General features: G+C 43.6%; 19 protein-coding genes and 1 tRNA gene. 12 read left to right on the top strand and 8 right to left on the bottom strand.

Going from position 1 to position 23,006, the window contains the following annotated elements; translation table 11 throughout:
• The first annotated feature begins 3 nt into the window (after positions 1 to 3).
• From BC643_RS11705 to BC643_RS11720, 4 genes are all read left to right on the top strand, one after another.
• The gene (locus BC643_RS11705) at positions 4 to 2,385 is read left to right on the top strand and encodes a GumC family protein (RefSeq protein ID WP_120273263.1); all 2,382 of its coding nucleotides are present in this window, start codon (positions 4 to 6) and stop codon (positions 2,383 to 2,385) included.
• A gap of 32 nt (positions 2,386 to 2,417) precedes the next feature.
• The gene (locus BC643_RS11710; RefSeq protein WP_120273264.1) at positions 2,418 to 2,813 is read left to right on the top strand and encodes a BT0820 family HAD-type phosphatase; all 396 of its coding nucleotides are present in this window, start codon (positions 2,418 to 2,420) and stop codon (positions 2,811 to 2,813) included.
• A gap of 117 nt (positions 2,814 to 2,930) precedes the next feature.
• Positions 2,931 to 3,452 (top strand): DNA-3-methyladenine glycosylase, encoded by a 522-nt coding sequence (locus tag BC643_RS11715; RefSeq protein ID WP_245994921.1) that lies wholly within the window; start codon positions 2,931 to 2,933, stop codon positions 3,450 to 3,452.
• 222 nt (positions 3,453 to 3,674) lie between these two features.
• A complete protein-coding gene (locus BC643_RS11720; protein ID WP_120273265.1) occupies positions 3,675 to 5,360 on the top strand; it encodes a S41 family peptidase in 1,686 nt (561 codons plus the stop codon).
• 87 nt (positions 5,361 to 5,447) lie between these two features.
• Here BC643_RS11720 and BC643_RS11725 read toward each other — a convergent pair whose 3' ends face one another.
• Positions 5,448 to 5,963: a response regulator gene (locus BC643_RS11725; RefSeq protein WP_120273266.1), complete on the bottom strand. Its 516-nt coding sequence runs from the start codon at positions 5,961 to 5,963 to the stop codon at positions 5,448 to 5,450.
• A gap of 204 nt (positions 5,964 to 6,167) precedes the next feature.
• Here BC643_RS11725 and BC643_RS11730 point away from each other — a divergent pair, with 204 nt between their 5' ends.
• The 7 genes from BC643_RS11730 to BC643_RS11760 all read left to right on the top strand — a co-directional run bounded on the left by BC643_RS11730 (position 6,168) and on the right by BC643_RS11760 (position 10,595).
• Positions 6,168 to 6,929: a type III pantothenate kinase gene (locus tag BC643_RS11730; RefSeq protein WP_147377206.1), complete on the top strand. Its 762-nt coding sequence runs from the start codon at positions 6,168 to 6,170 to the stop codon at positions 6,927 to 6,929.
• 132 nt (positions 6,930 to 7,061) lie between these two features.
• Positions 7,062 to 7,778, top strand: coding sequence for a head GIN domain-containing protein (locus BC643_RS11735; RefSeq protein ID WP_120273268.1), 717 nt, complete (start codon positions 7,062 to 7,064; stop codon positions 7,776 to 7,778).
• Positions 7,779 to 7,833: 55 nt separating this feature from the next.
• Positions 7,834 to 8,547 carry a head GIN domain-containing protein gene (locus tag BC643_RS11740; protein WP_120273269.1) on the top strand — a complete coding sequence of 238 codons (714 nt, stop codon included), beginning with the start codon at positions 7,834 to 7,836 and terminating at the stop codon, positions 8,545 to 8,547.
• 304 nt (positions 8,548 to 8,851) lie between these two features.
• Positions 8,852 to 9,115: a YtxH domain-containing protein gene (locus BC643_RS11745; protein WP_120273270.1), complete on the top strand. Its 264-nt coding sequence runs from the start codon at positions 8,852 to 8,854 to the stop codon at positions 9,113 to 9,115.
• A gap of 44 nt (positions 9,116 to 9,159) precedes the next feature.
• Positions 9,160 to 9,516: a hypothetical protein gene (locus BC643_RS11750; RefSeq protein WP_120273271.1), complete on the top strand. Its 357-nt coding sequence runs from the start codon at positions 9,160 to 9,162 to the stop codon at positions 9,514 to 9,516.
• Positions 9,513 to 10,007, top strand: a complete 495-nt coding sequence (locus tag BC643_RS11755; RefSeq protein ID WP_120273272.1) for a hypothetical protein — start codon at positions 9,513 to 9,515, stop codon at positions 10,005 to 10,007. The genes BC643_RS11750 and BC643_RS11755 overlap by 4 nt, the downstream gene beginning before the upstream one ends.
• Before the next feature lie 156 nt (positions 10,008 to 10,163).
• Entirely contained in the window at positions 10,164 to 10,595 is a 432-nt protein-coding gene (locus BC643_RS11760) for a DUF1761 family protein (protein WP_120273273.1), read from the top strand.
• A 109-nt stretch (positions 10,596 to 10,704) separates the two neighbouring features.
• On the opposite strand, the gene BC643_RS11765 is transcribed toward BC643_RS11760, so the two are convergent.
• Genes BC643_RS11765 through BC643_RS11775 form a run of 3 tightly spaced genes read right to left on the bottom strand, consistent with a single transcriptional unit; the run spans position 10,705 to position 14,122 of the window.
• Positions 10,705 to 11,460, bottom strand: a complete 756-nt coding sequence (locus BC643_RS11765) for a succinate dehydrogenase/fumarate reductase iron-sulfur subunit (protein ID WP_120273274.1) — start codon at positions 11,458 to 11,460, stop codon at positions 10,705 to 10,707.
• 24 nt (positions 11,461 to 11,484) lie between these two features.
• Positions 11,485 to 13,422 (bottom strand): fumarate reductase/succinate dehydrogenase flavoprotein subunit, encoded by a 1,938-nt coding sequence (locus tag BC643_RS11770; protein ID WP_120273275.1) that lies wholly within the window; start codon positions 13,420 to 13,422, stop codon positions 11,485 to 11,487.
• Between the two features lie 19 nt (positions 13,423 to 13,441).
• The gene (locus tag BC643_RS11775; RefSeq protein ID WP_120273276.1) at positions 13,442 to 14,122 is read right to left on the bottom strand and encodes a succinate dehydrogenase cytochrome b subunit; all 681 of its coding nucleotides are present in this window, start codon (positions 14,120 to 14,122) and stop codon (positions 13,442 to 13,444) included.
• 381 nt (positions 14,123 to 14,503) lie between these two features.
• Here BC643_RS11775 and BC643_RS11780 point away from each other — a divergent pair.
• Positions 14,504 to 14,578, top strand: a tRNA-Arg gene (locus tag BC643_RS11780).
• 68 nt (positions 14,579 to 14,646) lie between these two features.
• Here BC643_RS11780 and BC643_RS11785 read toward each other — a convergent pair.
• The 4 genes from BC643_RS11785 to BC643_RS11800 form a co-directional block, all read right to left on the bottom strand.
• A complete protein-coding gene (locus BC643_RS11785) occupies positions 14,647 to 15,876 on the bottom strand; it encodes an ROK family transcriptional regulator (protein WP_120273277.1) in 1,230 nt (409 codons plus the stop codon).
• 230 nt (positions 15,877 to 16,106) lie between these two features.
• Positions 16,107 to 17,792, bottom strand: a complete 1,686-nt coding sequence (locus BC643_RS11790) for a SusD/RagB family nutrient-binding outer membrane lipoprotein (RefSeq protein ID WP_245994924.1) — start codon at positions 17,790 to 17,792, stop codon at positions 16,107 to 16,109.
• A gap of 19 nt (positions 17,793 to 17,811) precedes the next feature.
• Positions 17,812 to 20,910: a SusC/RagA family TonB-linked outer membrane protein gene (locus BC643_RS11795; protein ID WP_120273279.1), complete on the bottom strand. Its 3,099-nt coding sequence runs from the start codon at positions 20,908 to 20,910 to the stop codon at positions 17,812 to 17,814.
• Between the two features lie 740 nt (positions 20,911 to 21,650).
• Positions 21,651 to 22,931 (bottom strand): TolB family protein, encoded by a 1,281-nt coding sequence (locus BC643_RS11800; protein WP_120274251.1) that lies wholly within the window; start codon positions 22,929 to 22,931, stop codon positions 21,651 to 21,653.
• Between the last annotated feature and the right edge of the window lie 75 nt (positions 22,932 to 23,006).

The following is a 23,006-nucleotide window of genomic DNA, read 5'->3' on the forward strand; positions in this document are numbered from 1 at the left end:
ACTATGGAACGTAACGACATGCACGTAAAACCGAATGCTTATCGGGAGGAAGAGCCTTTAAATTTCAAAGAGCTTATTCTAAAATTACTACAATATTGGTATTGGTTTGTAATATCAACGGTTGTTTGTGGATCAATTGCTGTAGCATACATGCTTTACGTCCCTTCAACTTATGAAACCAACAGCATATTATTGGTAAAAGAGCAAAATAATAGTTCGTTAAGCTTAGACAATTTATTCGGCAAATCTCCTCTTAAATCAGATGTTAAACTCGAAAACCACATCGGAATCTTAACATCATTCAGTCTAAACTACCAAGTGCTTGCGAATCTAGGGTGGCTAACCTCTTGGTACCGCGAAATGCCATTCGGTGATTATAGCATGTACAAAGCCGAACCCTACAAAGTTACCTTCGCGAAGGACGCTTTTAATCTGAAAGGGGTTCCAATTCACATTAGTATCCTAGACGATAACCACTATAAAATCGTAGTCAACAGCGAAACAAAGATTTTAGGAATTGACACAGATATTAGTTTTGAAAAAAAAGGAGTGTTCGGCGAAAAATTTGAGAATCAATATTTTAGTTTTACGATTCAAAAGGCGTTGGTTCCAAAGGAAGGAAACTACTATTTCATGTTCAACAATTGGGATAAAATGACCCTCGTGAATTTAGAGAAACTGAAAATTAACAATGCTACTAAAGGAGCTGACTTAATTACGATTAAATACAGCGGGCAAACGCCAGACCAGTGTATTACTTACGTTAATGAACTTTGCCAAGTTTATATCCAATATGGTCTAAAACAAAAAAATCAAATTTCCGAAAACACGATTCAATTTATTGACCACCAATTGAAAGACATCGTCGACACTCTTAAATCTACAAGTAACCAGTTTACCGAATACCGGTCAAACAAGAAGGTTTTCGACCTAGGAACCGAGGCATCGTTAGTTGCAGAAAAGCTGTCTGACCTGGACTCTAAACGATCGATGGCCAAAATGCAATTGGAGTATTACCAAAACCTCTTGAAGTATATTGACAAGGAAGGCGATATGGGGAACATGGTTATCCCCAGTGTTGTTGGGATTACTGACCAAGGACTGAACAGCATGGTCGTACGGCTTAGTGAACTTAATAGTAAGAAAGAAGCACTGTCGTACAGCTTACACAGCAAGAACCCTAGTGTACAAGTTATCGATAAAGAACTCGATTATCTCAGAAAAAGCTTGCAAGAAAATCTAAACAACTTAGTATTTAACACAACTAACGAATTAAAATCGATCGACCAAGACATATCTGAAGTGAATGAACAACTCAGCAGGTACCCACAAACTGAACAAGATTTGATTAACATCAAACGTATGGTTGATCTTAATAATGAGCTCTACAATTTTCTTCTTCAAAAGCGAGCAGAAGCCCAGATCACGAAAGCATCAAACGTACCAGATGTGGATGTCCTAGACCCCGCAAGATGGGCTACAACTGAAAAAATAGGACCTAAAAAGAAAATAATTCTGGGGGTTGCACTAGTCCTCGGCCTAGCCATTCCCTTTCTTATAATAATGCTCAAAGATTTCTTCGACGAAACTGTGGAGGATAAACAACAAATTGAAAAACTGACAGGCCTAACGGTAATCAGCGACATCATGCACAGCAGTTACAAAGAACCGCTTCCGATTATTGGGCGCCCGCGTTCGGTGTTGGCGGAGTCGTTCAGGGAACTGCGAACGGGTATTGAATACTTGAATTTCGAAAGTGAGAACCGGGTGATCGGGATACACTCGATGGTGCCTGGCGAAGGCAAGTCGTTTGTATCATCTAACTTAGCGTCTATTATTGCCCTTAATGATATGAAAGTCGTTTTGATTGGTGCCGATATGCGCAAACCAACGCTACATAACTACTTTGGAATGAATAACGCTGTCGGCTTGAGCACCTACCTGATCGGTCACCATACACTTGACGACATTATTAAACCGACCAAACTGAAGAACATGGATGTGATCACTGCCGGTGACATTCCACCAAATCCGGTAGAACTATTAGCCTCGAAGAAATTTAAAGAATTGATTGAGGAATTGAAAACTCGCTATGACCTCATCATGATTGACAATTCGCCATTGACTTTGGTTACCGATGGCGCCGTGGTAGCTAAATACACGAACAGCAACCTATTCGTCGTTCGACACAAATACAGCACAAAAGGCTCAATGGAGATGCTTCAACAAATTGTGAAGAAAAACAAGATTCCGAAGCCAGGCATTGTCTTGAATGACATTAATCCGAAGAAATTGGGTAGTTACGCCCATCGGAATGGAGGCTACTACCGTAAAGCTTATGGTGAAGGAACAGGCTATTTTGACGACAGTTCGAAAAAGAAATAATATTTGACTATTTTTGGACGAAAAGGAATGAAATGATTATTGCAGTTGACTTTGATGGGACGATCGTAAAAAATAAATTTCCGGCTATCGGTGAAGAAATTCCATTTGCGATCGACAGTTTATTGATGCTTCAGAAAAAAGGAGTGCGCATAATTCTTTGGACTTCGCGACACGGCGAGCACTTAACGGAAGCAATCAGATACTGCCGGAAACGGGGTCTGGAGTTCTATGCCGTGAATAAAAATTACCCGGAAGAGAGCGTTAATTCAGAGGTCAGCCGTAAAATTGTTGCCGATTGGTATTTGGATAGCCGCAATTTAAGTGGACTACCATCTTGGGGTGAAATCTATCAAACCCTGGTTGAAGAGTTAAATCCCAAACCTAAGTCCAAAGGCTTTAAATCGTTATTTAGCTGGAAAAAAAGTTAACGGCTAGTTGACACTCAAAATAGTAATTGACAATACCCCTTGTCGCTGATTGAATTTAAAAATCAAGGCAAGGGGTATTTTTATGCCGTATTGTAAGCCATTTCTTTACATTTGAATATGCCAACACAGAATATCAGACTAAAATTCGATTTCTACCGACGTGACACGGTGATTGTAGCACAAGAACTGCTCGGCAAAACCTTGGTTCGACACTTCCAGAACGGCACAGTTCGCCGCTACCGAATCACAGAAACCGAGGCCTATTGCGGAGTAGCCGATTTAGCCTGTCATGCCAGCAAAGGCAAGACCAAGCGCACCAAGATCATGTTTCACGCGGGAGGATACATCTACGTTTATCTCATTTACGGTATGTATTGGTTATTAAACATTGTTTCAGGGGACGAAGGAGAAGGCTCTGCCGTATTAATCCGTGGCCTCGACGGCTTTAACGGGCCGGGCATACTTGGGCGCGAACTTCAGCTGGACGCCTCCTTTTACAGCGAAAACCTGGAAACTTCAAATCGAATTTGGCTTGAAGACGCTCCACCTGTTAATCAATATCAATCTACTCCACGCATCGGAATCAACTACGCGGGCGAGCCTTGGATTAGTATGCCATGGCGTTTCGTTCTTAAATAGTCATTTTCAGCTTTAAGAATAATTAACGAAATCTAAGACCTGTAAACCTGATATTCCGGCAAGCTTTATTACATTTGCTTTCATGTGGAAAAGAGACATCGAAATCCCGGTAAAAAGAAATTAAACCACGGGTTCATCTACTTGTTATCTTTCCGAAGGGCTTTAGCTAAGAAACCCGCTAATACGTAGCCTCGTTATTGACGTTAAACGAATTAATCGCAAATGAAATCAGTCAACAAAAAGAAAATTGGAATATTGTTGGGGGTTGTACTCGCCGTATCGGTGCTGTTTACAGCTTTTACCCGCGACGAAAAGTTGTTCCAAATCGACAAAAACCTGGACATCTATTACACTTTAATCCGGGAACTCAATTTGTTTTATGTCGATGAAATCAATCCGAACGACCTTGTAAAAACCAGTATCGACAAGATGTTGGAGTCGCTCGACCCTTACACAACCTACATTCCGGAGTCGGATATGGAAGACTTCCGTTTTATGACGACTGGGGAGTATGCAGGTATCGGTGCATTGATCGGGAAACAAGGTGATCATATTATCATATCGGAACCATACGAAGGATTCCCTGCTCAGAAATCAGGCTTGAAAGCTGGTGACATTTTGCTTGAGGTAGCTGGCAAATCAACAGAAAACATGTCAACTGAAGATGTGAGCAACCTCCTGAAGGGACCTGCGAATCAGGTTGTCAAAGTTAAAATTGAGCGCCCCGGCGTAAAAAAATCGATTGATGTAGACATCGTACGCGAGCAGATTCAGATTGACGCTGTTCCCTATTACGGCATGCTTGACGATAAAACAGGTTACATCCGGTTATCAAGCTTCACAGCCAACTGTGGCGACGAGGTGAAGCAGATTGTAAAAGAGCTGAAAGAAAAGCAGCATGCACAATCGTTGATTTTAGATCTTCGCTCTAATCCCGGTGGACTTTTGAACGAAGCCGTGAAAATCGTGAATATTTTCGTGCCTAAAGGCGTCGAAGTTGTCAGCACAAAAGGTAAAGTAAAACAGTGGGACAAAGAATACGATGCAACCGAACAACCAGTTGACACCGTTATGCCTCTCGCTGTATTGGTTAACCGTGGTTCTGCTTCTGCATCCGAAATTGTTTCGGGAGCTCTTCAGGATCTTGACCGCGCAGTCATTATTGGGACACGAACTTTCGGTAAAGGCTTGGTACAAACTACCCGCGACCTGAGTTACAATACGAAGTTAAAAGTTACAACTGCTAAATATTACATCCCCAGTGGACGCTGTATCCAGGCGTTGGATTATTCACACAGAAATGATGACGGAAGTGTAGGCGTTGTTCCGGATTCTCTGATTTCAGAATTTACGACCCGCAAAGGGCGTAAAGTTTACGACGGCGGGGGAGTCACACCTGATGTCAAACTCGACCTGGATCAGTTGAGCAGCCTTAGCTACAACCTGATGCGCGACTACATGGTATTCGATTTTGCAACCTTGTACGCAAATCAACACGAATCAATTCCGGCACCGGAAGATTTTGAGGTGACACCTGAAATCTACACCGAATTCAAAAACTTCCTGAAAGAACAAAACTTTGAATACGAATCGGAAACAGAGAAGTCACTGGATAAGTTGGAAGAAACAGCGAAAGCCGAAAAATACTACGATGTAGCAAAAGATCAGTTCGAAGCACTTCGGGCGCAGGTAGGCCACGAATTGGATAAGGATCTCAACCAATTCCAAACTGAAATTAAGGAAATGATGACTGACGAGATCGTTTCACGCTACTACTACCAAAAAGGAGCCATTCGTGCCTCTATTAAAACAGACCGTGGAATTGACAAAGCCAAGGAAGTTCTGGATTCACCCGAAACATTCTCGGCAATCTTCGCACCAGGAACTGTAATTGCAAAAGCGAAATAAAATTCAGTATTCAAATAACAATAAACAAAGAAACCCGGCCTTCACAGACCGGGTTTTTTATTTGCGTATTTTGATTAAATCAAATCCTTAAATTCCACCCATCTTCAAACCGAAGTACTGCGGGTACATCAGGGCAATCGCGATCAAAGCGACAATGAAAACGGCGAGGAATACGAAAAACAAGATAACCCCCATTTTGTATCTTTTTTTCGAAACTTCGAGCTGGTTGTACGACTGAATCTTATGAATTTTATTGACCAGTTTCTTCAAAGCCATCTGGTCTTTTACGATATAATCGTAAGCACCATACTTCATTGTATTAATTGCAACGTCGATATTATCCTGCCCTGAAAGGAAAATGAACTCAACGTTCGGAGCAATCTTCTTGGCTCTTTTCAACACCTCGATCCCGTTCATTCCTTCCAACAAATAGTCCTGAATAACAACAGACGGTTGTTTATCCATTGCTTTCAGCGCATCTTCTCCGGTCGAAAAGGATTCTACGTTTGTCAGCTTATTGGTTTTCAGAAAGCTAACAATTAGCCTATTGTAGACATGGTTGTCCTCAACTACAAAAATCAGGGGGTTCTTACTTGTAACCATAGGTTAGAGAATAAAGGTTAAAATCCAGTTAAACATTAGAGTCTCTCAAGGTACACCTGATAAAAATAAGTAAAAAATAAAACATTAATATTTTTCATCCAACATTTTATCCGGCACACTTCACATAAGGTAACGAAGAAACTTCCAATAAATTTTATCTGATCTAAGAAATCTGCTAAATTGCTTGAAGAAAAAACAGAATTTATGCTTTTAGCAATCGATATCGGCAATACAAACATCGTGTTTGGCGTGTACGAAACCAATGAATGGACTCGGATCTGGCGGATACAAACCGATCCGCTGAAAACGGCGGACGAATACGAAGTTATTTTCCGAAGCCTGTTTACCAGCAACAAAGTTTGTAAAAATCATATTGAAAAAGCGGTCGTCAGCAGTGTTGTCCCAAAACTGAACCGCGAGTTTGACGAGATGCTTTCCCGCTTTATCGATTGCCGTGCTCATTTTATATCTCCTGAAATCTATGATCGTCTGCCGCTGAAAATCCTGAATCCATACGAAATAGGGAGCGACCTGGTCGCGAACTCGATGGCTGCACACTCACGCTTTAAAAGCGATTGCATGGTGATTGATTTTGGCACCGCGCTAACCTTTACCACCATTTCCGCCAACGGGGAAATACTGGGCGTAGCCATTGCACCTGGCCTGCGAACCGCGATTCATGCACTGGCCGGTAACACCGCTCAGTTGCCCGATGTACAACCCGTGTTGCCTCCTTCAGTACTCGGCACAAATACGGTGCACGCCATTCAAGCGGGAATCGTCATGGGGTACACCGGTCTGGTCGACCGGATTATTACAAAAACAGAAGAAGAACTAAACCGAAAACTGGCGATCGTTTCCACGGGCGGTCTTGCGCAGATTTTTGCACACCAGTTGACAAAAATTGAACATATCGATTCCAATCTCACACTCGAAGGTCTACGATTAATCGGAGAACTAATCTAGAAGGTTCCGCCCTGCCCTTCTTTACCGATCAATTTCCCCCGTTCGGCGATTTAATCACCCCGAAACGAATTTGTATGCCGATTTTTGTAACGTATTAGTCTTTCAAACGTCATTTACTTAAATCTTCGGTGTATGAAAAAAACGATTCTCTTTTCAGGCATTTTCGTATTAACAATCCTTCTTCATTCGTGCATTTTACTGGGACCTTCCGTGAAAGGTGACGGCGATGTGACCGAAGAAACGCGGCAAATATCCGGATTTGAAAAGATTGAAGCATCCACCGGGCTGGAGGTTCTCCTTATTCCTGACTCAACCGAATTTGTCATTGTCGAAACCGACGAAAATCTGCACGAGCACATCCAGACAGAGTTATCACACAAAACATTGAAGATTTTTACCGAAAGTCGCATCCGCTGGGCGAAATCGAAAAAGGTAAAAGTGCATTATATTACATTGAATGAGCTGAAATCTTCTTCCGGTGCCCAGGTCAGAAGCGAGGGATCTATCGAGACGAGAGATATTGAGGTCCACGCCTCTTCAGGGAGCCAACAACACCTGGAAGTTATCGCAAAAACAGTTGACGGACGATGTTCATCGGGCGCCCACATCTACGTATCGGGGAAGAGTGAACGCGCAGACCTGAAAGCATCGTCCGGCGCACATTTGAAGGCAGGTGACCTTTGGACGAGCAAATGCGACGCTGATGCATCAAGCGGAGCCCATATATGGATTGCTGTTAGCGACGAACTAAACGCTGAAGCATCAAGCGGGGGGCACGTTTACTATTCCGGAAATCCGGAGAAAACAAATGGACACAGCTCATCGGGCGGTGTGATTTCAAAAGATTGAGAGCAAAAAAGAGCCCTATGGCAAATCTCCAAAATGCAATATTAAACACGAAACCATGAAAACAATTACACTCAGAAAACTACCGCTACTACTCTTGCTTTTGTCCATCTCGATATGGGCAAACGCAGAGAAAAGTAATACACAATCCCGCAATGTTGCCTCGTTCAGTAAAATCAGCGTTTCCAGCGGCATCGACCTCTATCTGACACAAGGAACAACCGAGAGTGTCCGGGTTGAAGCCGACGCCGATCTGATTGACAAAATCATCACCGAAGTGAACGGCGAAACCCTCCGAATCTACGTGAAGAACACCAGCGCGTGGAATTGGGGATGGAACAAAACCCGCAAAGTGTACGTCACCTTTGACGACTTAAGCTCTCTGGATGCGTCAGCAGGGTCAGACGTTGAAGCCAAGGGCGAAGTGAAAGTTGAGAAAATCAACATCTCGGCCAGCAGCGGATCAGACGTTGAATTCGAACGACTTTTTGCTCAAAGCGTGCGCGTTGAAGCAAGCAGCGGTGCCGACGCTGAGGTCGCCGGAGAAACAAAGAATTTGACGGTCGATTCTTCAAGTGGCAGCGATATCGATTGCGAAGACCTGCTCTCTGAAGTTTGCAAAGCAAGTGCCTCAAGCGGCTCCGATATTACGGTCTATGTAACCCAATCGCTGGAAGCCAACGCCAGTAGCGGGGGCGACATCAGCTATAAAGGAAATCCTTCACAAAAGGACATCGACGAATCGAGCGGTGGCGATGTAAGTTCATTTTAATTCAATATATATTATCCCGGACTAAAGCTTTGACATTGTAGGTCCGGGATTTTTATTGCCTAGTTTCTCCAGATCTCCAAACACCAACGAAGGCCCTTTCATCCTGCGATTTGGCTCCGAAATCCCCCGCTATCCCGCCGTTTTTCCGGCTCCTTTCCTTTTTGAAAATATTAACAAAAAAGTTAACTCGGAGTGCACTTCTTGCGTTCAATTAATTGCCTTTCATTCCAAATTCAGCTAACTTAGTATAGTAAAGCCGACAATATAAATGAACACAATTGTATAACCTTAAAAATTTAAAGCTATGAGTTCAGGAAAAGTTGTACTAGGCATGCTGGCAGGATTGGCTGCCGGAGCGATGTTGGGCATTCTATTCGCACCCGACAAAGGCACAGAAACCAGACGTAAAATTGCCGAAAAAGGAGAAGACTACTTGGATGACATGAAAGACAAGGTAAATGACCTGATGGATGATTTACACGAACAAGTCGACTCCGCAAAAGCAAAGGTAAAAGACCTGGAAAACAAACTCCACAAAAAAGTTAAAGAAGAAACATCTGCGAATTAGTTCAACCTATCCAGCCATTTCTTGTTAACAAGAAACAAAAGTCTATGGAAGAGCAAACAGAATTAATTGACGAGCTTATTGAGAAAGGCCACAAGTTTGGCCAAACAACACTGCATTTAGTAAAACTCAAGACATTGGACAAAACATCGGATGTTTTGTCCAATTTTGTTTCGTGGCTGCCGGTAGTCATCTGCGTTACGATCTTCTTCTTGATCCTGAATTTTGGATTAGCCTTATGGCTTGGGAGAATGATGGGTGAGATCTACTACGGCTTCTTCGCTGTAGCCGGCTTTTATGCGCTGTCCACATTGATTTTCTGGCTATTCAGGAAACCTCTCATTAAAGATCCGTTGGACGTCTCAATCATTAACCAGATCTTAAAAGAGGAGGAAGATCAATGAAACACAGCCGCGCATCGCTAAAAGAAACAATCCGCTTACTGGAGATCCGGCAAGCGGAAGAGAAAGATGAGTTCAACAAACAATTGAAAACTACTTTTGACAGCCTGAAACCGGCCAATCTCATCAAAAGTACCTTCAAAGATATCACCAATCAGACCGAATTAAAGAACAACATTTTTGAAGCCGTTTTTCCGCTGATGACCAGTTTCATTTCGGGAAAGGTTATGGGTTTCGGTCGAAAAAACAGTTTCTATCGGATCATTGCAACAATGCTCCAGATGAGTATCACCAATTATACCGCAAGACATAGCCACTCGATCCTCGAAATTTTTTCAAGTTCAATTGAACACGTGAAAGATTGGTTCAACAAAGCCAAAAAAGAGGCTGAAGAAGTTCTGGAAGAGCAAGAAGAAACTGTCGTCAATGCAACTCCGGAAGACACCAATCCGATTGACCAAACCATGCGGGAAGACCAAAGATCTTCGAAGTAGCTGAGACATCAAGACTAAGCACGCCGCAATTTGATGTGAAACTAATTCTCGCAACAGCAAGACGGCAGTCTCGGAGCGACATGTTGTAGGAATGATTTAGGGAAACGTTTCGAAAATTCAGCTAAATTGACGAAACCAAACCTAAAATTGTGCCCTATGACGAAGAAACTTCTACTTTCAGGATTGGCAGGTGGAGTCGTGTTTTTCCTGCTTGGATGGGTATTCTACGGAATGTTATTCGGAGAATTCTTCGCCAACAACGCCGGCTCGGCAACCGGAGTTTACAAATCCGACGAGGAAATGAATCTCTTGTTATTATTCCTCGGAAACCTGGCTTCCGGTTATTTACTTGCCTTCATTTTTGGTTGCTGGGGCACGGTCAAATCAGCCCTGGATGGTACTTCAAAAGGATTTATTATCGGCATACTCATTGGACTTGGATTTGACTTTGTGATGTATTCAACATCGAATCTTATGAACTTCACAGCGGTAATTGTTGATATCATTATTTATGGCGTAATGACAGCAGTTGCCGGCGCCGTGGTGGGCGGTATTCTAAGCAATAGTAAAAAATCAAAACAAGCCTGAATGCGGGGAATTTGGGCTTTCACCCCAGCTGACGAAAAGGGTAATTTCTGAGTATAAAAAAGGCCTCAACGATTTCCGTTGAGGCCTTTGCATTTATCGTTAGTCAAGACTATTCTGAAAAACGAGAAATCAGGTACTGACGGTTCAAACGGGCGATGTTTGTAATTGAAATGTTCTTCGGACATTCAACTTCACATGCTCCTGTATTGGTACAACCACCGAAACCGAGTTCATCCATTTTAGAAACCATCGCTTTTGCACGACGTTTAGCTTCAACACGACCCTGTGGCAACAATGCCAATTGGCTCACTTTAGCTGAAACGAAAAGCATCGCTGATGAGTTTTTACATGCTGCAACACAAGCGCCGCAACCAATACATGAAGCTGAGTCCATTGCTTCGTCAGCATCAACCTTTGGAATTGGAATTGCGTTTGCATCAGGCACACCACCTGTTGAAACAGATACATAACCACCGGCTGCAATAATTTTATCGAAAGCAGAACGGTCAACCATCAAGTCTTTAATTACAGGGAAAGCAGCAGCTCTCCATGGCTCGATTGTTACAGTTTCGCCATTTTTAAACTTACGCATGTGCAACTGGCAAGTAGTCACATCGTCATCTGGTCCGTGCGGGCGTCCGTTGATGTACAACGAGCACATACCGCAAATACCTTCGCGACAGTCGTGGTCGAAAGCCACCGGTTCTTTATTTTCACTGATCAACTGCTCATTTAAAATGTCCATCATTTCGAGGAATGAGCTATCAGTAGAGATATTATCTAATTTGTAGGTTTCAAAACGGCCTTTTTCTTTGGGACCGTTCTGACGCCAAACCTTTAACGTGAGATTTATTGTTTTTTCCATGATTGATCTCCTTTTAAAAAGCCATTACTTGTAATTACGTTGAACCATTTTCACACTTTCGTAAACCAGCGGCTCTTTGTTCAGCACCGGTTCACTTCCTTCGCCTTTGTATTCCCAACAACCTACATAGGCAAATTTGTCGTCCTGACGAAGTGCTTCACCCTCTTCAGTTTGGTATTCTTCACGGAAGTGACCACCACAACTTTCTTCACGGTTCAAAGCATCACGAGCCATCAAATCACCAATTTCAAGGAAATCGGACAAGCGGCTGGCTTTTTCCAATTCAACATTCATTCCTTCTTTCGATCCCGGAATACGTAAGTTTGACCAGAATTCTTTTTTGATCTCAGCAATACGTTCGATTGCGTGTTCCAAGCCTTTTTTGTTACGGGCCATTCCCACAAAATCCCACATCACCAACCCAAGCTCTTTGTGCAAGCTATCAACAGAACGTTGACCTTTGATGTTCATCAGTTTCTCGAAACGAGCTTTAACAGCTTTTTCTGCTTCAACAAACTCAGGTTCGTTACCGGTCATGCGCGGTGTACGAATGTCATCAGCCAGATAGTTCTGAATAGTGTATGGCAATACGAAATATCCGTCGGCCAAACCTTGCATCAATGCCGAAGCACCCAAGCGGTTTGCACCGTGATCAGAGAAGTTAGCTTCACCAGCTGCGAACAAACCAGGGATAGTTGTTTGCAATTCGTAATCAACCCAGATACCACCCATTGTGTAGTGGATCGCGGGATAGATCATCATTGGTGTTTCATATGGATTCTCGTCAACGATTTTCTCGTACATCTGGAACAAGTTACCGTAACGAGCTTCAATTACATTTTTACCCAAACGATCGATAGCCGATTTAAAATCGAGGTAAACAGCTAAACCTGAACCTACACCGAAACCAGCATCACAACGTTCTTTAGCAGCACGTGAAGCCACGTCGCGGGGAACCAGGTTACCGAATGCAGGGTAACGACGTTCCAGGTAGTAGTCGCGTTCGTCTTCCGACAAATCGGTTGGTTTCTTTTTACCGGCGCGGATCGCTTCAGCGTCTTCTTTTTTCTTCGGAACCCAAATACGACCATCGTTACGCAATGATTCTGACATCAACGTCAGTTTCGATTGGAATTCACCGTGAACAGGAATACAAGTCGGGTGAATTTGCGCGTAACATGGGTTAGCAAACATGGCACCTTTGTGGAATGCCTTAATAGCAGCAGAACCATTCGAGCCCATCGCGTTAGTCGACAGGAAGAAAGTGTTTCCGTAACCACCAGTTGCCAATACGACAGCGTGACCGAAGTGACGTTGCAATTCGCCTGTTACCAGGTCGCGAGCAATGATACCGCGTGCTTTTCCATCAACAATAACAATGTCAACCAACTCGGTACGAGTGTGCATTTGTACGGTTCCGGCGTTTACCTGACGCATTAAAGCCTGGTAAGCACCCAACAACAATTGTTGTCCGGTTTGACCTTTCGCGTAGAATGTACGGCTAACCTGAGCACCACCGAAAGAACGGTTGTCCAGCAAACCGCCGTATTCGCGTGCAAAAGGAACACCTTGAGCCACACACTGGTCGATGATGTTGTTCGCAACTTCCGCCAAACGGTGAACGTTCGCTTCACGTGCACGATAGTCACCACCTTTGATTGTATCGTAGAACAAACGGAAAACTGAGTCACCGTCGTTCGGATAGTTTTTTGCAGCATTGATACCCCCCTGTGCAGCAATTGAGTGCGCACGACGAGGTGAATCCTGAATCGTAAAGTTTTTTACGTTGAAACCCATTTCACCAAGTGAAGCAGCAGCTGCCCCACCGGCCAGACCAGTACCAACTACGATCACATCCAGTTTACGTTTGTTGGCCGGGTTAACTAATTTTTGATGGTCTTTATAATTTGTCCACTTCTGGGCTAATGGCCCTTCTGGTATTTTTGCATCTAATACGCTCATAATTTCAACTTCTTTTCAATTAAAATTTAATCAGGAAATACAATGGAATAATTGAAAAACCAACAGCAACAAGAATGGCATAAACCTTACCTACAATTTGTAAGCGGCACAACCAGTTTTTGTTGTTAAGGCCAAGAGTTTGGAAAGATGACCAGAACCCGTGTCCCAGGTGAAATCCAAGTAAAATACCACCGATGATGTACAAGATACCGTAAACTACGCTTGACTTGAACAGGCCGGCAACCAACGCGTAAGTGTCGTGCATTTCTGTTCCGTCAACCACAGCGGTAGACATTGAATGCGGGTCAAATTTGATAACGTAATAAAAGTTCATAATGTGGATAACCAGGAAAACCAAAACTAATCCACCCAGCACCAACATATTACGTGATGCCCATGCACTTGAGTAGGAAGCATTCGACTTGTCATAGCTCACCGGACGAGCCTTATAGTTCTGAAAACTAATAAGAAATGACCAGATGATATGTACTGCGAATCCCAGACCAAGTACTGGCTCCATAATTTTGATGAATGGATTGGTGGCCATGAAGTGCGCCCCCTGGTTGAATAACGCTCCGCTGTCATCAACAATCAACAGCAAGTTTACGCCTAAGTGGACGCAAATGAACATCATCAGGAACAAACCCGTAATGCTCATAATAAACTTTCTTCCGATAGAGGCAGTCAGAAAATTGCTCATAGGATAACTGATTTATATTTAAACATTAATACTAATTCTGCAAAAGCTCAACAAAAGTAGGCCTCTCAGACGTTCCCTACAATGAAAACGAACCCTAAAATAGCTAATTTAAACTGTTTCTAAGCAGGCTCTTGCGCAAAATAACCCAATCTACTCGATCACAATTATTTAAAGAACTTGAAGATGTAAATTTTCTGTTAACATCAATACATCTTTATACTGACAAAACTCACAGATACAAAATGATGGATATTTAGATAAATTCGATTTTATGAAATTGGCAAGAATCCAACGATTAGCAAAACTGCATTCCCATGAAAAATCGGGATCGATGTTGTATTAAGCAGCTTTTTCCTATTTTTGCAAAGCTTTTTAGCGGATGGTTCCATAGTTCAACGGATAGAACGACAGTTTCCTAAACTGTAAATCCGGGTTCGATTCCCGGTGGGACTACCACCCAAAATATGAAATCTCCACGGTGAATACATGGAGATTTTGCTTTTTAAAAATCACGTTCGCGGAATCTACGAGAGCGATTTATCACTGAAGATTTTTTGATAAACCATGACGCCTACTCCTTTCAGCCCGGAGTTCTCTCCCATTTCCGAGACTTCAACCCTAACGCTTTCCAAAATACTCTCTAAACAGTACTTGTGCAAAGCTTGCTGAATGGGAATTAAAACGTATTGACTGGCTTTGATGATGGGACCGCTCAAAACGATCAGTTCCGGGTTAAATAATTGGATCATTACAGATAAGCCCCAGCCCATTCGGGTGCTTAATCGCGATAGCAGCGAGATGCAAAGTTCATCACCCTTTTTGGCGCAATTAATCACATCAATCGCTTTAATATTGTCGATATCTTTCGTAAACTGACTTGCCAACTGGCTCACGGCGCCTTTCGCCAATTCTTCTTTCGCCATGCTGATGAGTTTGCGGGTTCCGGCCATACTTTGCAAACACCCTTTTTTGCCACATTCGCAAAGGTCACCATCCTCCTGGATCCGAATATGACTCAATTCACCGGCACTGCCGTTTGACCCACTGTAGATTTCTCCGTTCAGGATCATTCCCAGACCAAGCCCCCAATCCCAGTTAATGACGATAGTGTGTCGCGAATTGCGGGCCTTCCCAAAAGTAAACTCTCCCAACGCCTGCATGCGGGCGTCGTTTTCAATATAAGTACGAATATGAAACTTCGAGTAGAATCGATCAACGACATGTCGCTGGTTTTCGGCAACGATTGTTTTATTGACTCCTGCTTCGGCATCAATCAATCCAGGCATACTCAGACCAATTGCGACAATCTGATCGCGCGATAACGACGCTTGTTCCAGTAATACCTGAAGCACATGATCAACCTTCGTCTCAAGTTCCCCGTCGTTGATATTTGTATCAAACTCCCGGACAGACGAAACCTCAACGTTCTGCCCATTATAAATAACTGCTTTGGCTGAGTAGTGCCCCAGCTCGACCGCCAGAATGTAAAAGGCATCGGAATATAAACCATACATCACCGGCTTGCGGCCACCCCGAGAATCTCCAATCCCCTCAATCCGAACGATCTTCTCCTCGATCAACTCATCCAGTACTGCTCGAATAGTCGGTAAACTAACATTGATTTTCTTTCCAAGAGCGGAAGCAGATCGGGTTTTCTTCGCATACAAAATTCTCAATATGTGCATCTTAAGCCGATACCGCTTCAGCTCACTTATGGGCATTTTGCGAATGTCTTCTGCGTTTAAAAGAATCATGGAGTGGTTGTTTAGCGATTAAGTTAAGTAATAGGTTCTGCCTTCCAGAGTTCGCTTAAAATACTCCTACTTGTATTTTTTACGTTTTGCTGGCTGTTTCAAATTTAATTAACAGAATAAAACGATCAAACCGGAAAGACTCTTTCGATGAGAGAATTTTAAGACTTTAAGGATAGAAGATCGAGTTAAGGAGAATGAAGATCTTCTCCTTAACTCGTCTCATGAAATGATTATTTTGCCCACCACAATTGGGTTGCCTGTACATCGGCCCCCTGGCTTGCAATAGCTTCCTGCAAGTTATCGGCATTGGTACTGTACGGACTCGATCCGTAACGCATACGCTGCGGATAAGCACCGTTCAATGTCCCAAGTCCGTAGATGTCGCCATCGGAAACACCAGCAGCCAAGGAAGCCGGGTAGCCATTTTTACGAACGATTGCCCAGGCTTCGAAACCTTCGGTGTAGTTGGCCAGCCAACGCTGAACAATGACTTTTTCCATATCATTCGAGCCATCCAAAGTTGCCATTGATGAGTTCGTCAGGAAGTCGTCGACTTCGTCTTCTGTAACTCCCCAAAGCAACATGGCATATCGCAAGCCTTCGCGATAAATTGTATTCGCATCGCCGCTTCCGTAGCCCATCAAAATTGCCTGTGCTTTCATGAAATAAGCTTCAGCAGTCGTCAGAACAATTTCAGGAGCAATATCCTCTCCCTGGTTCTTTTGTTGAATGATGTATTCAGCGGGTTTACTGAATAACGGGTAGCGGGCATAATTGACCATATTGGAATTTAACCGAACCGGTTGACCAACATAGTAAGTCGAAGCAGCCATGGAAATAACTGATGCTCCATCGGCGTCAGTAGTTTCTGTATAAACAGCTCCAGCGTCGTCCAACGCCGCCAAAATGAAATTTTTACGTTTTTGGTACATCTCATCTGTGTCCGACCCTGGCTTTGGAATCGTAATTGCATCACCACCCACAGCTGGTTGAGCGTATTTCGACAAACGTGGGTCGTCGTATTTTTGCAAGTAATCGATCACTTCCTGGCTCACAGTCCAATCAGAACCGTCACCGAAATTATACCAAACATCGCCATAGCAGGCACTACTCCATTGGTCGATTTCTGCATCTTTCGGCAACAAGCAGTCATCAGAACTGTCCATGAGAAGATCAGACGCCAATGCTTCAGAAATCGCACTGTCGACAAAAGTAGCACCCGACGCACCGTAGGCACGCAAAGCCACTTTCAACTTTAAGGTATTAGCCAGCTTTTTCCATTTTTGTAAATCGCCACCATAAAACAAGTCATTAGAACCCAAATCTTCGGTTCCCACACCTGTTACTGATTCGTCACCAATCAGGCTGATCGCAGTGTTCAAATCAGCAATAATACCCTCATAAATTTCCATTTGGGTATCAAACTTCGGCTGAAGAATTTCCAGGTCACCGCTCTCTGAGTAGGGAACTTCACCAAAAGTATCAGTAAACTTCTGATAGAACATACTCTTCATAATCAACGCAGTAGCATAAGTCAGCGAATTATCCAGGTCTCCACCCGGCTCGGTCAGCTGCAAATACGTATTAATGGTGCTGTTGTATCCTTCGTAATAATCCCAGGCAGCATCGGTATAACCGGAATTGTATGAATACCCCAGCTCATCGGACCACCAGGAACTACTAAACCCAAAACAGAACATCCCTGCGTAACGGTCGGCATGAATCAGCTGTGCGCGCCAGTATGGATAACGGTTTGGTGCAAACAATTGAACCTGCGTACCAGTAATAAAATATCGTGCTGAAATCTGGTCACCCAAAATTGCATTCGGATCTTTGTTTATGTCCACAAAGTCGGAGGTACAACTTCCGAGACCGAGTGCGACAACAGTGGCTATCAGTGCTATTTTAAATTTCATAATTTTCATGGATTAAGGATTAAAAGTTCACATTCAAATTGAATCCTATACTACGACTGGTTGGCAACGGGTAATAAACAACCCCTTGAGAGAATGAGGACACACTGTAGCTGGCTTCAGGATCGAAGTTGTCGGTATCCTTGTAGAAGAAGAACAAGTTACGGCCAATTACACCAATCGATGCATTTCTGACAATCGTGTTTTCCAACCATTTTGAAGGAAGATTCCAAATCAATGAAATTTCACGCAGACGGACATTCGTCTGATCGTAAACATATTCCGAAGCAATTGAGCTGACTGCGCCCCAGTATTCCTCAGCGGATATTGATGTCGCATTCGCTGAACCGTCATCCAACATACCATCGACAACAACACCACCTTCACGATAAGCTAATGTTCGCTTGCTGGTACCTGCCGCATCCATGGCAGCATCGGTTCCCGAATAAACTTCACCACCGAAACGAGCATCAATCAGGAAACTCATTTTCCAGTTTTTATAGCTGAATGTATTCGTCATACCTCCGGTCCAGTCTGGTTGATAATTCCCCAAAAGAACTTTGTCGCTCGATACCTGCGGTTTACCATTATCCAAAACCAGGATATTTCCATCGTCATCCTTTTCCCAGGTTGTTCCGTAAATATCACCAAAACCACCACCGACGGTCGCCTTCACGATCACATTGCCGCTGTTAATGGTTGAGAAGGTGTAGTCGTCGGTTCCTTCAATCAGTTCGTTCAACTTGTTTTTGTTCGTCGCAAAGTTGACAGATACATCCCAGGTAAAATCATCTGTTTTAACAGGAACACCTCCAAGCATCATTTCAAAACCTTTGTTTCGGATCTCACCAACGTTCTCTTTCATATAGCTGTAGCCAGTTGATTTTGAAATCGGAACGTTCATGATCAAATCCTTCGAGGTAATATCATAGTATGACATATCCGTATACAAGCGATCGTTGAAAAAGTGGAATTCACCACCAATTTCAATTGAACGCACATCCTCCGGTTTAAGGTCCGAAGCGTATTTCACATCACTTCTGGACATGGTTGTTTCGCCAAGATAAGAACTGGAGGCTGCAGCAAGAGAATAGGTATCGTACAACTGATAAGGATCGGTATCGTTACCTACTTGTGCCCAGCTGGCGCGTACTTTGGAATATGACAGCACTGAATTTTCGATTTCCAGCAAGTCGTTAATCAAAATTGATGCACTGGCAGAAGGATAGAAATAAGACCAGTTTGTCTCGGGCAAGGTAGAAGACCAGTCGTTACGAGCTGACAAATCCAAATAGAACCAGCGATCGTAAGCAAAACTTACTGTACCGTAAAGCGAGTTAATCTCTTTTTCTTCCAGTGGCGTAAAGCCAGCTGTTACAACCGACGCCGCACTCAACGGTGGTCCATCGGGAATACGGAACTGAGAACCGCTAACGCTGTGTCCCCGGTTGGTCGAGTACATGTGGTTTCCACCTAACGAGGCGTTCAGATTAATTTTGTCGGTCAGGTCTTTTTTAAACATCAACAAGAAGTCAGCATTCGTCTCCTGCTCCTGGCTCTCGGTGTAGCTAAACGCTCCTGTTGTGCTATACCAGTGTCCGTATTGGTTGACGGTTTCAATGTTCATAGTCGACATGTCGGTACCAACGCGAACGTATGCTGACAAGTAGTCGGTAAAATCATACTGAATTTTTGCAAAACCCTGCAATCTGTCTTTCCAGTCTTCACGCTGGTCATGGTAAACCGACCAATATGGGTTTGCTCCCAGCGACGTTGCAGAAACCGAACTCAAAGTTTCCGGGTCCTGGTAGGTCTTATAATCGTTAATATCTACGTTTCGCGGAATATTATACAAGGTCGACATCAAACCTTCTGTACCCAATGTGGGCCTGTTTTTACCGTACTGTTTGAAATAGGTCGCTTTCGCATCAACCGACAATCTATCGGTTAATTTGGCAAAACCTCTTAAGTTAAAATTATGTCGTTGAATTTTCGAATTCGGAATCGTGGCTTGAGCCTCGGTATTCGTATATGAAAAACGAACATTTACCTCGTCGTTACCTGCTGTCAATGCCAACGTATTGATCAACGTTGATCCGGTTTCAAAAAAGTCTTTTACGTTATCCGGCTGAGGACTGTAGGCTTTGGTTTCACCAGTGTAATAAAGTTGGTTTGAGCCATCCATCCGTGGTCCCCATGAACCCCCTGCTGATTTCAAATCGGCAACAGTTGACGGAATATACCCCTCGGTACCTTGACCATACTCGTTCTGATAGTCGGGTAACAACATCGGGCTTTCAAAAGTGGTGTTCGAAGTAAACGTAACCCCCACCCCTTTGCGAGCCGAACCTTTTTTTGTTGTGATCATGATTACCCCGTTTGCTGCACGAGACCCGTATAGAGCGGCGGCGTTCGGTCCTTTCAGAACGGAGATGCTTGCAATATCATCCGGGTTGATGTCCGAAATTCCAGAGCCATAATCCGACTTCGAATATTCACCGGTGTCAGATCCGTTTGCCGAACCATATCCGGAATTACTCATCGGAATACCGTCCACAACGTAAAGCGGCTGGTTGTTTCCGGTAATTGAGTTGTTTCCGCGGATCACTACCCGCGAACTACTACCGGGACCAAACGATCCTTGCGTAATTGTTACACCGGCAACGCGACCCGAAAGAGAGTTCATCGGATTCACGTCTTTTACGGTAGCTACTTCATCACTTCCAACCTCTGCCACCGAATAACCCAGCGATTTTTTCTCGCGGGTAATACCGAGTGCTGTAACAACAACTTCTCCCAATCCCTCAGTTTCCGGATCTAAAACAACATCCAATGTTTGTGAAGAACTTGCTGTTATTTCCTTTATCTCCATTCCAATGAATGAGAAAACAACAGTTGCACCCTGCGGCACACTGATCGAATACTGACCATCAACATTCGTAACTGTTCCGTGATTGGTTCCTTTCTCCAAAACGGAAACACCAGGCAGTGGACTGCCATCTTCAGAACTGGTAACAATCCCCGAAAGATTGACTTCCTGAGCAAGCAATGCTCCTACTCCTAAAAAAAATGCAGCTAAGAGTGTCAGGCATTTTCTTAACCAATTAACCTTTAGATTCATAAGCAACTTTTTTTTGATTCTTAATTGATAGGAAAGAATTAATTATTCATAAAGGAGAGACATAAATTATTTAGAGATTCGTTAATCTTTATTTGCACAATTTAACCTTTTTTAGGATTTTGAAAATATCTTTTGAAGATTTTTTCATAATTCATGTCTGAATAACATCAAAATTTTACATTGAATTGACTAGTTTGTGATTTTTGTCACTAAAAAGTCCACGACACCAACCCTATTTGCTTAAAATCAATGACATTTATAAAATTCCAAACATTATTTATGCAAACTAGGAGGAAGAAGTTTGTTATCAAGACGACATGTCGAACCAACACATATCACCTTCACGCGATAGGGGAAACGTTTCTCGTATATATAATTTAAGGGAATCCTTAGGCCTGAAAAAAAACAACGCAGGAACCTCGTAAAAAATCCGATTTTTTATTCGAGGCTAATGCCTCAACACTTAGCTGAACTCAACTAGATTTCAAGCTGTATTAGTAGCCAATTCGATTTAATCTTCCACAAAAACAAGCATATCTTTCCACTTCTGCAGGACAGTTGATTTTACGGAGATTTAGATTACAGCTCCGGAAGCAGCGGTCAAACACACCAATCCCGAATCGAATCACGACAGCTGACAAAGGCAAATAAACACACCAATACCCTACTGGATTGAACACTCGGTGTAATCCATGTACAAGTATGGTCACATGTACCCTGCAGCCTCCAATCTCATCAAGTTACTTCCCCGGAAACAAAGGCAGTAGCAACACATCGCTTTCAGTAAAACGACTGGAATTGATCAACACCCATTTACCGTCGGGACTAACAGACGGGTGCAAATGCGCCTCGCTGGTGAACGGGCTAACGCTGATCCCGCGGTGTCCCTGTGTTAACAGCGCCCAGTCGTTGTTATCTTCTGCATTAATCCGGTATAGCTTTCCGTCGAAGGTATCCGTAACAATCCACTTCCGATCGGGCGTTGCGTTACAATGCCAAAAACCGCCGGTCCCCGTTTGCCCGTGAAAGGTGAGTTTGTTGGTGCGAATATTGAGTGAATACAATCCGGTTTGATTGGTTTGAAGGCGATCCAAATGCCCCATCAGGTGAAAAAGAATATCGTCGGGCCCCATAAAAACCTCGTGGGTTACCCAATCGTTCGGGTCTTCCTCGTAGATAGCCCTGTTATTTACTTTTCCATTTTCATCAACTTTCATGTACCACATCCTTTGCGGCGAATCGCCACCAGTCTCCCAACAGTACATTACCTCGCCCGTCACAAACGGGTTCGATTGCAAATGCCCGATCCGAAAAGGCACTTCCAGAACCTTGGTGGTTTCGCCGGACTCAAAATCAACGCAATAAATCTCGGATTTGTCAATGCCCAATCCCCGGGAAAAGAACACCCGGTTTTCGTTGGCATCCAAGCCCAAACCAGATGGCCGAATGGAATCAGGCACAGTCGCCAACAAATCTTCGTAATCCTCCGGCTCTCCAACTTCTCCTTTCTCGCTGTCGGCTAAAAGCTCATCCAAGTTCAGTTTTACAAGCCGGTTGCCCCGGAACAGATAGGCAGCATTGGTGTGCCAGCCCAGGTGCAAATCGCTCCCCCGGTCGCCTGTTGTAATCTGTGTAATTTCAAAATTATCCATCGATATCGCATAAGCCTGTCGGTCTCGCTTCTCGTGGGTTGAAGTCCGGTCCGAGGTAATAACCACGTACTTTCCGTCTGCCGTCCATTGCGGGTGCGTTTGGTACATCTTCGAGTTGTTGTGACGCGACGTTGTCAACGCGTTTACGTTCGTTCCGGTAAGCTCATCAACATAGGAAAAGTTCTCAGCCGGAAACCGCTGCCCGAAAACATCATCACCTGCCATATCAAACGTATGATAAACGCCCGACAGCCCTGAATAATCTTTACCATTGATAATCTGCGCCTGTATTTCTGTTGAAATGAAAGAAACTGCCCCCAGCAGCACTGCTGCCAGACATTCTCCAAACCTGATTAATTGTTGATTCATGGTTGATTCGTTTAATGAGTAGTTCATAAAAAAGCCAAAGTGGAACAATCTGAACGATCGATCCTTTCCAAAACA

The organism is Mangrovibacterium diazotrophicum, from assembly GCF_003610535.1.
In the GTDB taxonomy this organism is placed as follows: domain Bacteria; phylum Bacteroidota; class Bacteroidia; order Bacteroidales; family Prolixibacteraceae; genus Mangrovibacterium; species Mangrovibacterium diazotrophicum.

Bases quoted from the DNA above. Each gene is read 5' to 3' on its own strand.
- BC643_RS11705 (WP_120273263.1), top strand. From the start codon at position 4: ATGGAACGTAACGACATGCACGTAAAACCGAATGCTTATCGGGAGGAA.
- BC643_RS11710 (WP_120273264.1), top strand. From the start codon at position 2,418: ATGATTATTGCAGTTGACTTTGATGGGACGATCGTAAAAAATAAATTT.
- BC643_RS11715 (WP_245994921.1), top strand. From the start codon at position 2,931: ATGCCAACACAGAATATCAGACTAAAATTCGATTTCTACCGACGTGAC.
- BC643_RS11720 (WP_120273265.1), top strand. From the start codon at position 3,675: ATGAAATCAGTCAACAAAAAGAAAATTGGAATATTGTTGGGGGTTGTA.
- BC643_RS11725 (WP_120273266.1), bottom strand. From the start codon at position 5,963: ATGGTTACAAGTAAGAACCCCCTGATTTTTGTAGTTGAGGACAACCAT.
- BC643_RS11730 (WP_147377206.1), top strand. From the start codon at position 6,168: ATGCTTTTAGCAATCGATATCGGCAATACAAACATCGTGTTTGGCGTG.
- BC643_RS11735 (WP_120273268.1), top strand. From the start codon at position 7,062: ATGAAAAAAACGATTCTCTTTTCAGGCATTTTCGTATTAACAATCCTT.
- BC643_RS11740 (WP_120273269.1), top strand. From the start codon at position 7,834: ATGAAAACAATTACACTCAGAAAACTACCGCTACTACTCTTGCTTTTG.
- BC643_RS11745 (WP_120273270.1), top strand. From the start codon at position 8,852: ATGAGTTCAGGAAAAGTTGTACTAGGCATGCTGGCAGGATTGGCTGCC.
- BC643_RS11750 (WP_120273271.1), top strand. From the start codon at position 9,160: ATGGAAGAGCAAACAGAATTAATTGACGAGCTTATTGAGAAAGGCCAC.
- BC643_RS11755 (WP_120273272.1), top strand. From the start codon at position 9,513: ATGAAACACAGCCGCGCATCGCTAAAAGAAACAATCCGCTTACTGGAG.
- BC643_RS11760 (WP_120273273.1), top strand. From the start codon at position 10,164: ATGACGAAGAAACTTCTACTTTCAGGATTGGCAGGTGGAGTCGTGTTT.
- BC643_RS11765 (WP_120273274.1), bottom strand. From the start codon at position 11,460: ATGGAAAAAACAATAAATCTCACGTTAAAGGTTTGGCGTCAGAACGGT.
- BC643_RS11770 (WP_120273275.1), bottom strand. From the start codon at position 13,422: ATGAGCGTATTAGATGCAAAAATACCAGAAGGGCCATTAGCCCAGAAG.
- BC643_RS11775 (WP_120273276.1), bottom strand. From the start codon at position 14,122: ATGAGCAATTTTCTGACTGCCTCTATCGGAAGAAAGTTTATTATGAGC.
- BC643_RS11785 (WP_120273277.1), bottom strand. From the start codon at position 15,876: ATGATTCTTTTAAACGCAGAAGACATTCGCAAAATGCCCATAAGTGAG.
- BC643_RS11790 (WP_245994924.1), bottom strand. From the start codon at position 17,792: ATGAAATTTAAAATAGCACTGATAGCCACTGTTGTCGCACTCGGTCTC.
- BC643_RS11795 (WP_120273279.1), bottom strand. From the start codon at position 20,910: ATGAATCTAAAGGTTAATTGGTTAAGAAAATGCCTGACACTCTTAGCT.
- BC643_RS11800 (WP_120274251.1), bottom strand. From the start codon at position 22,931: ATGAATCAACAATTAATCAGGTTTGGAGAATGTCTGGCAGCAGTGCTG.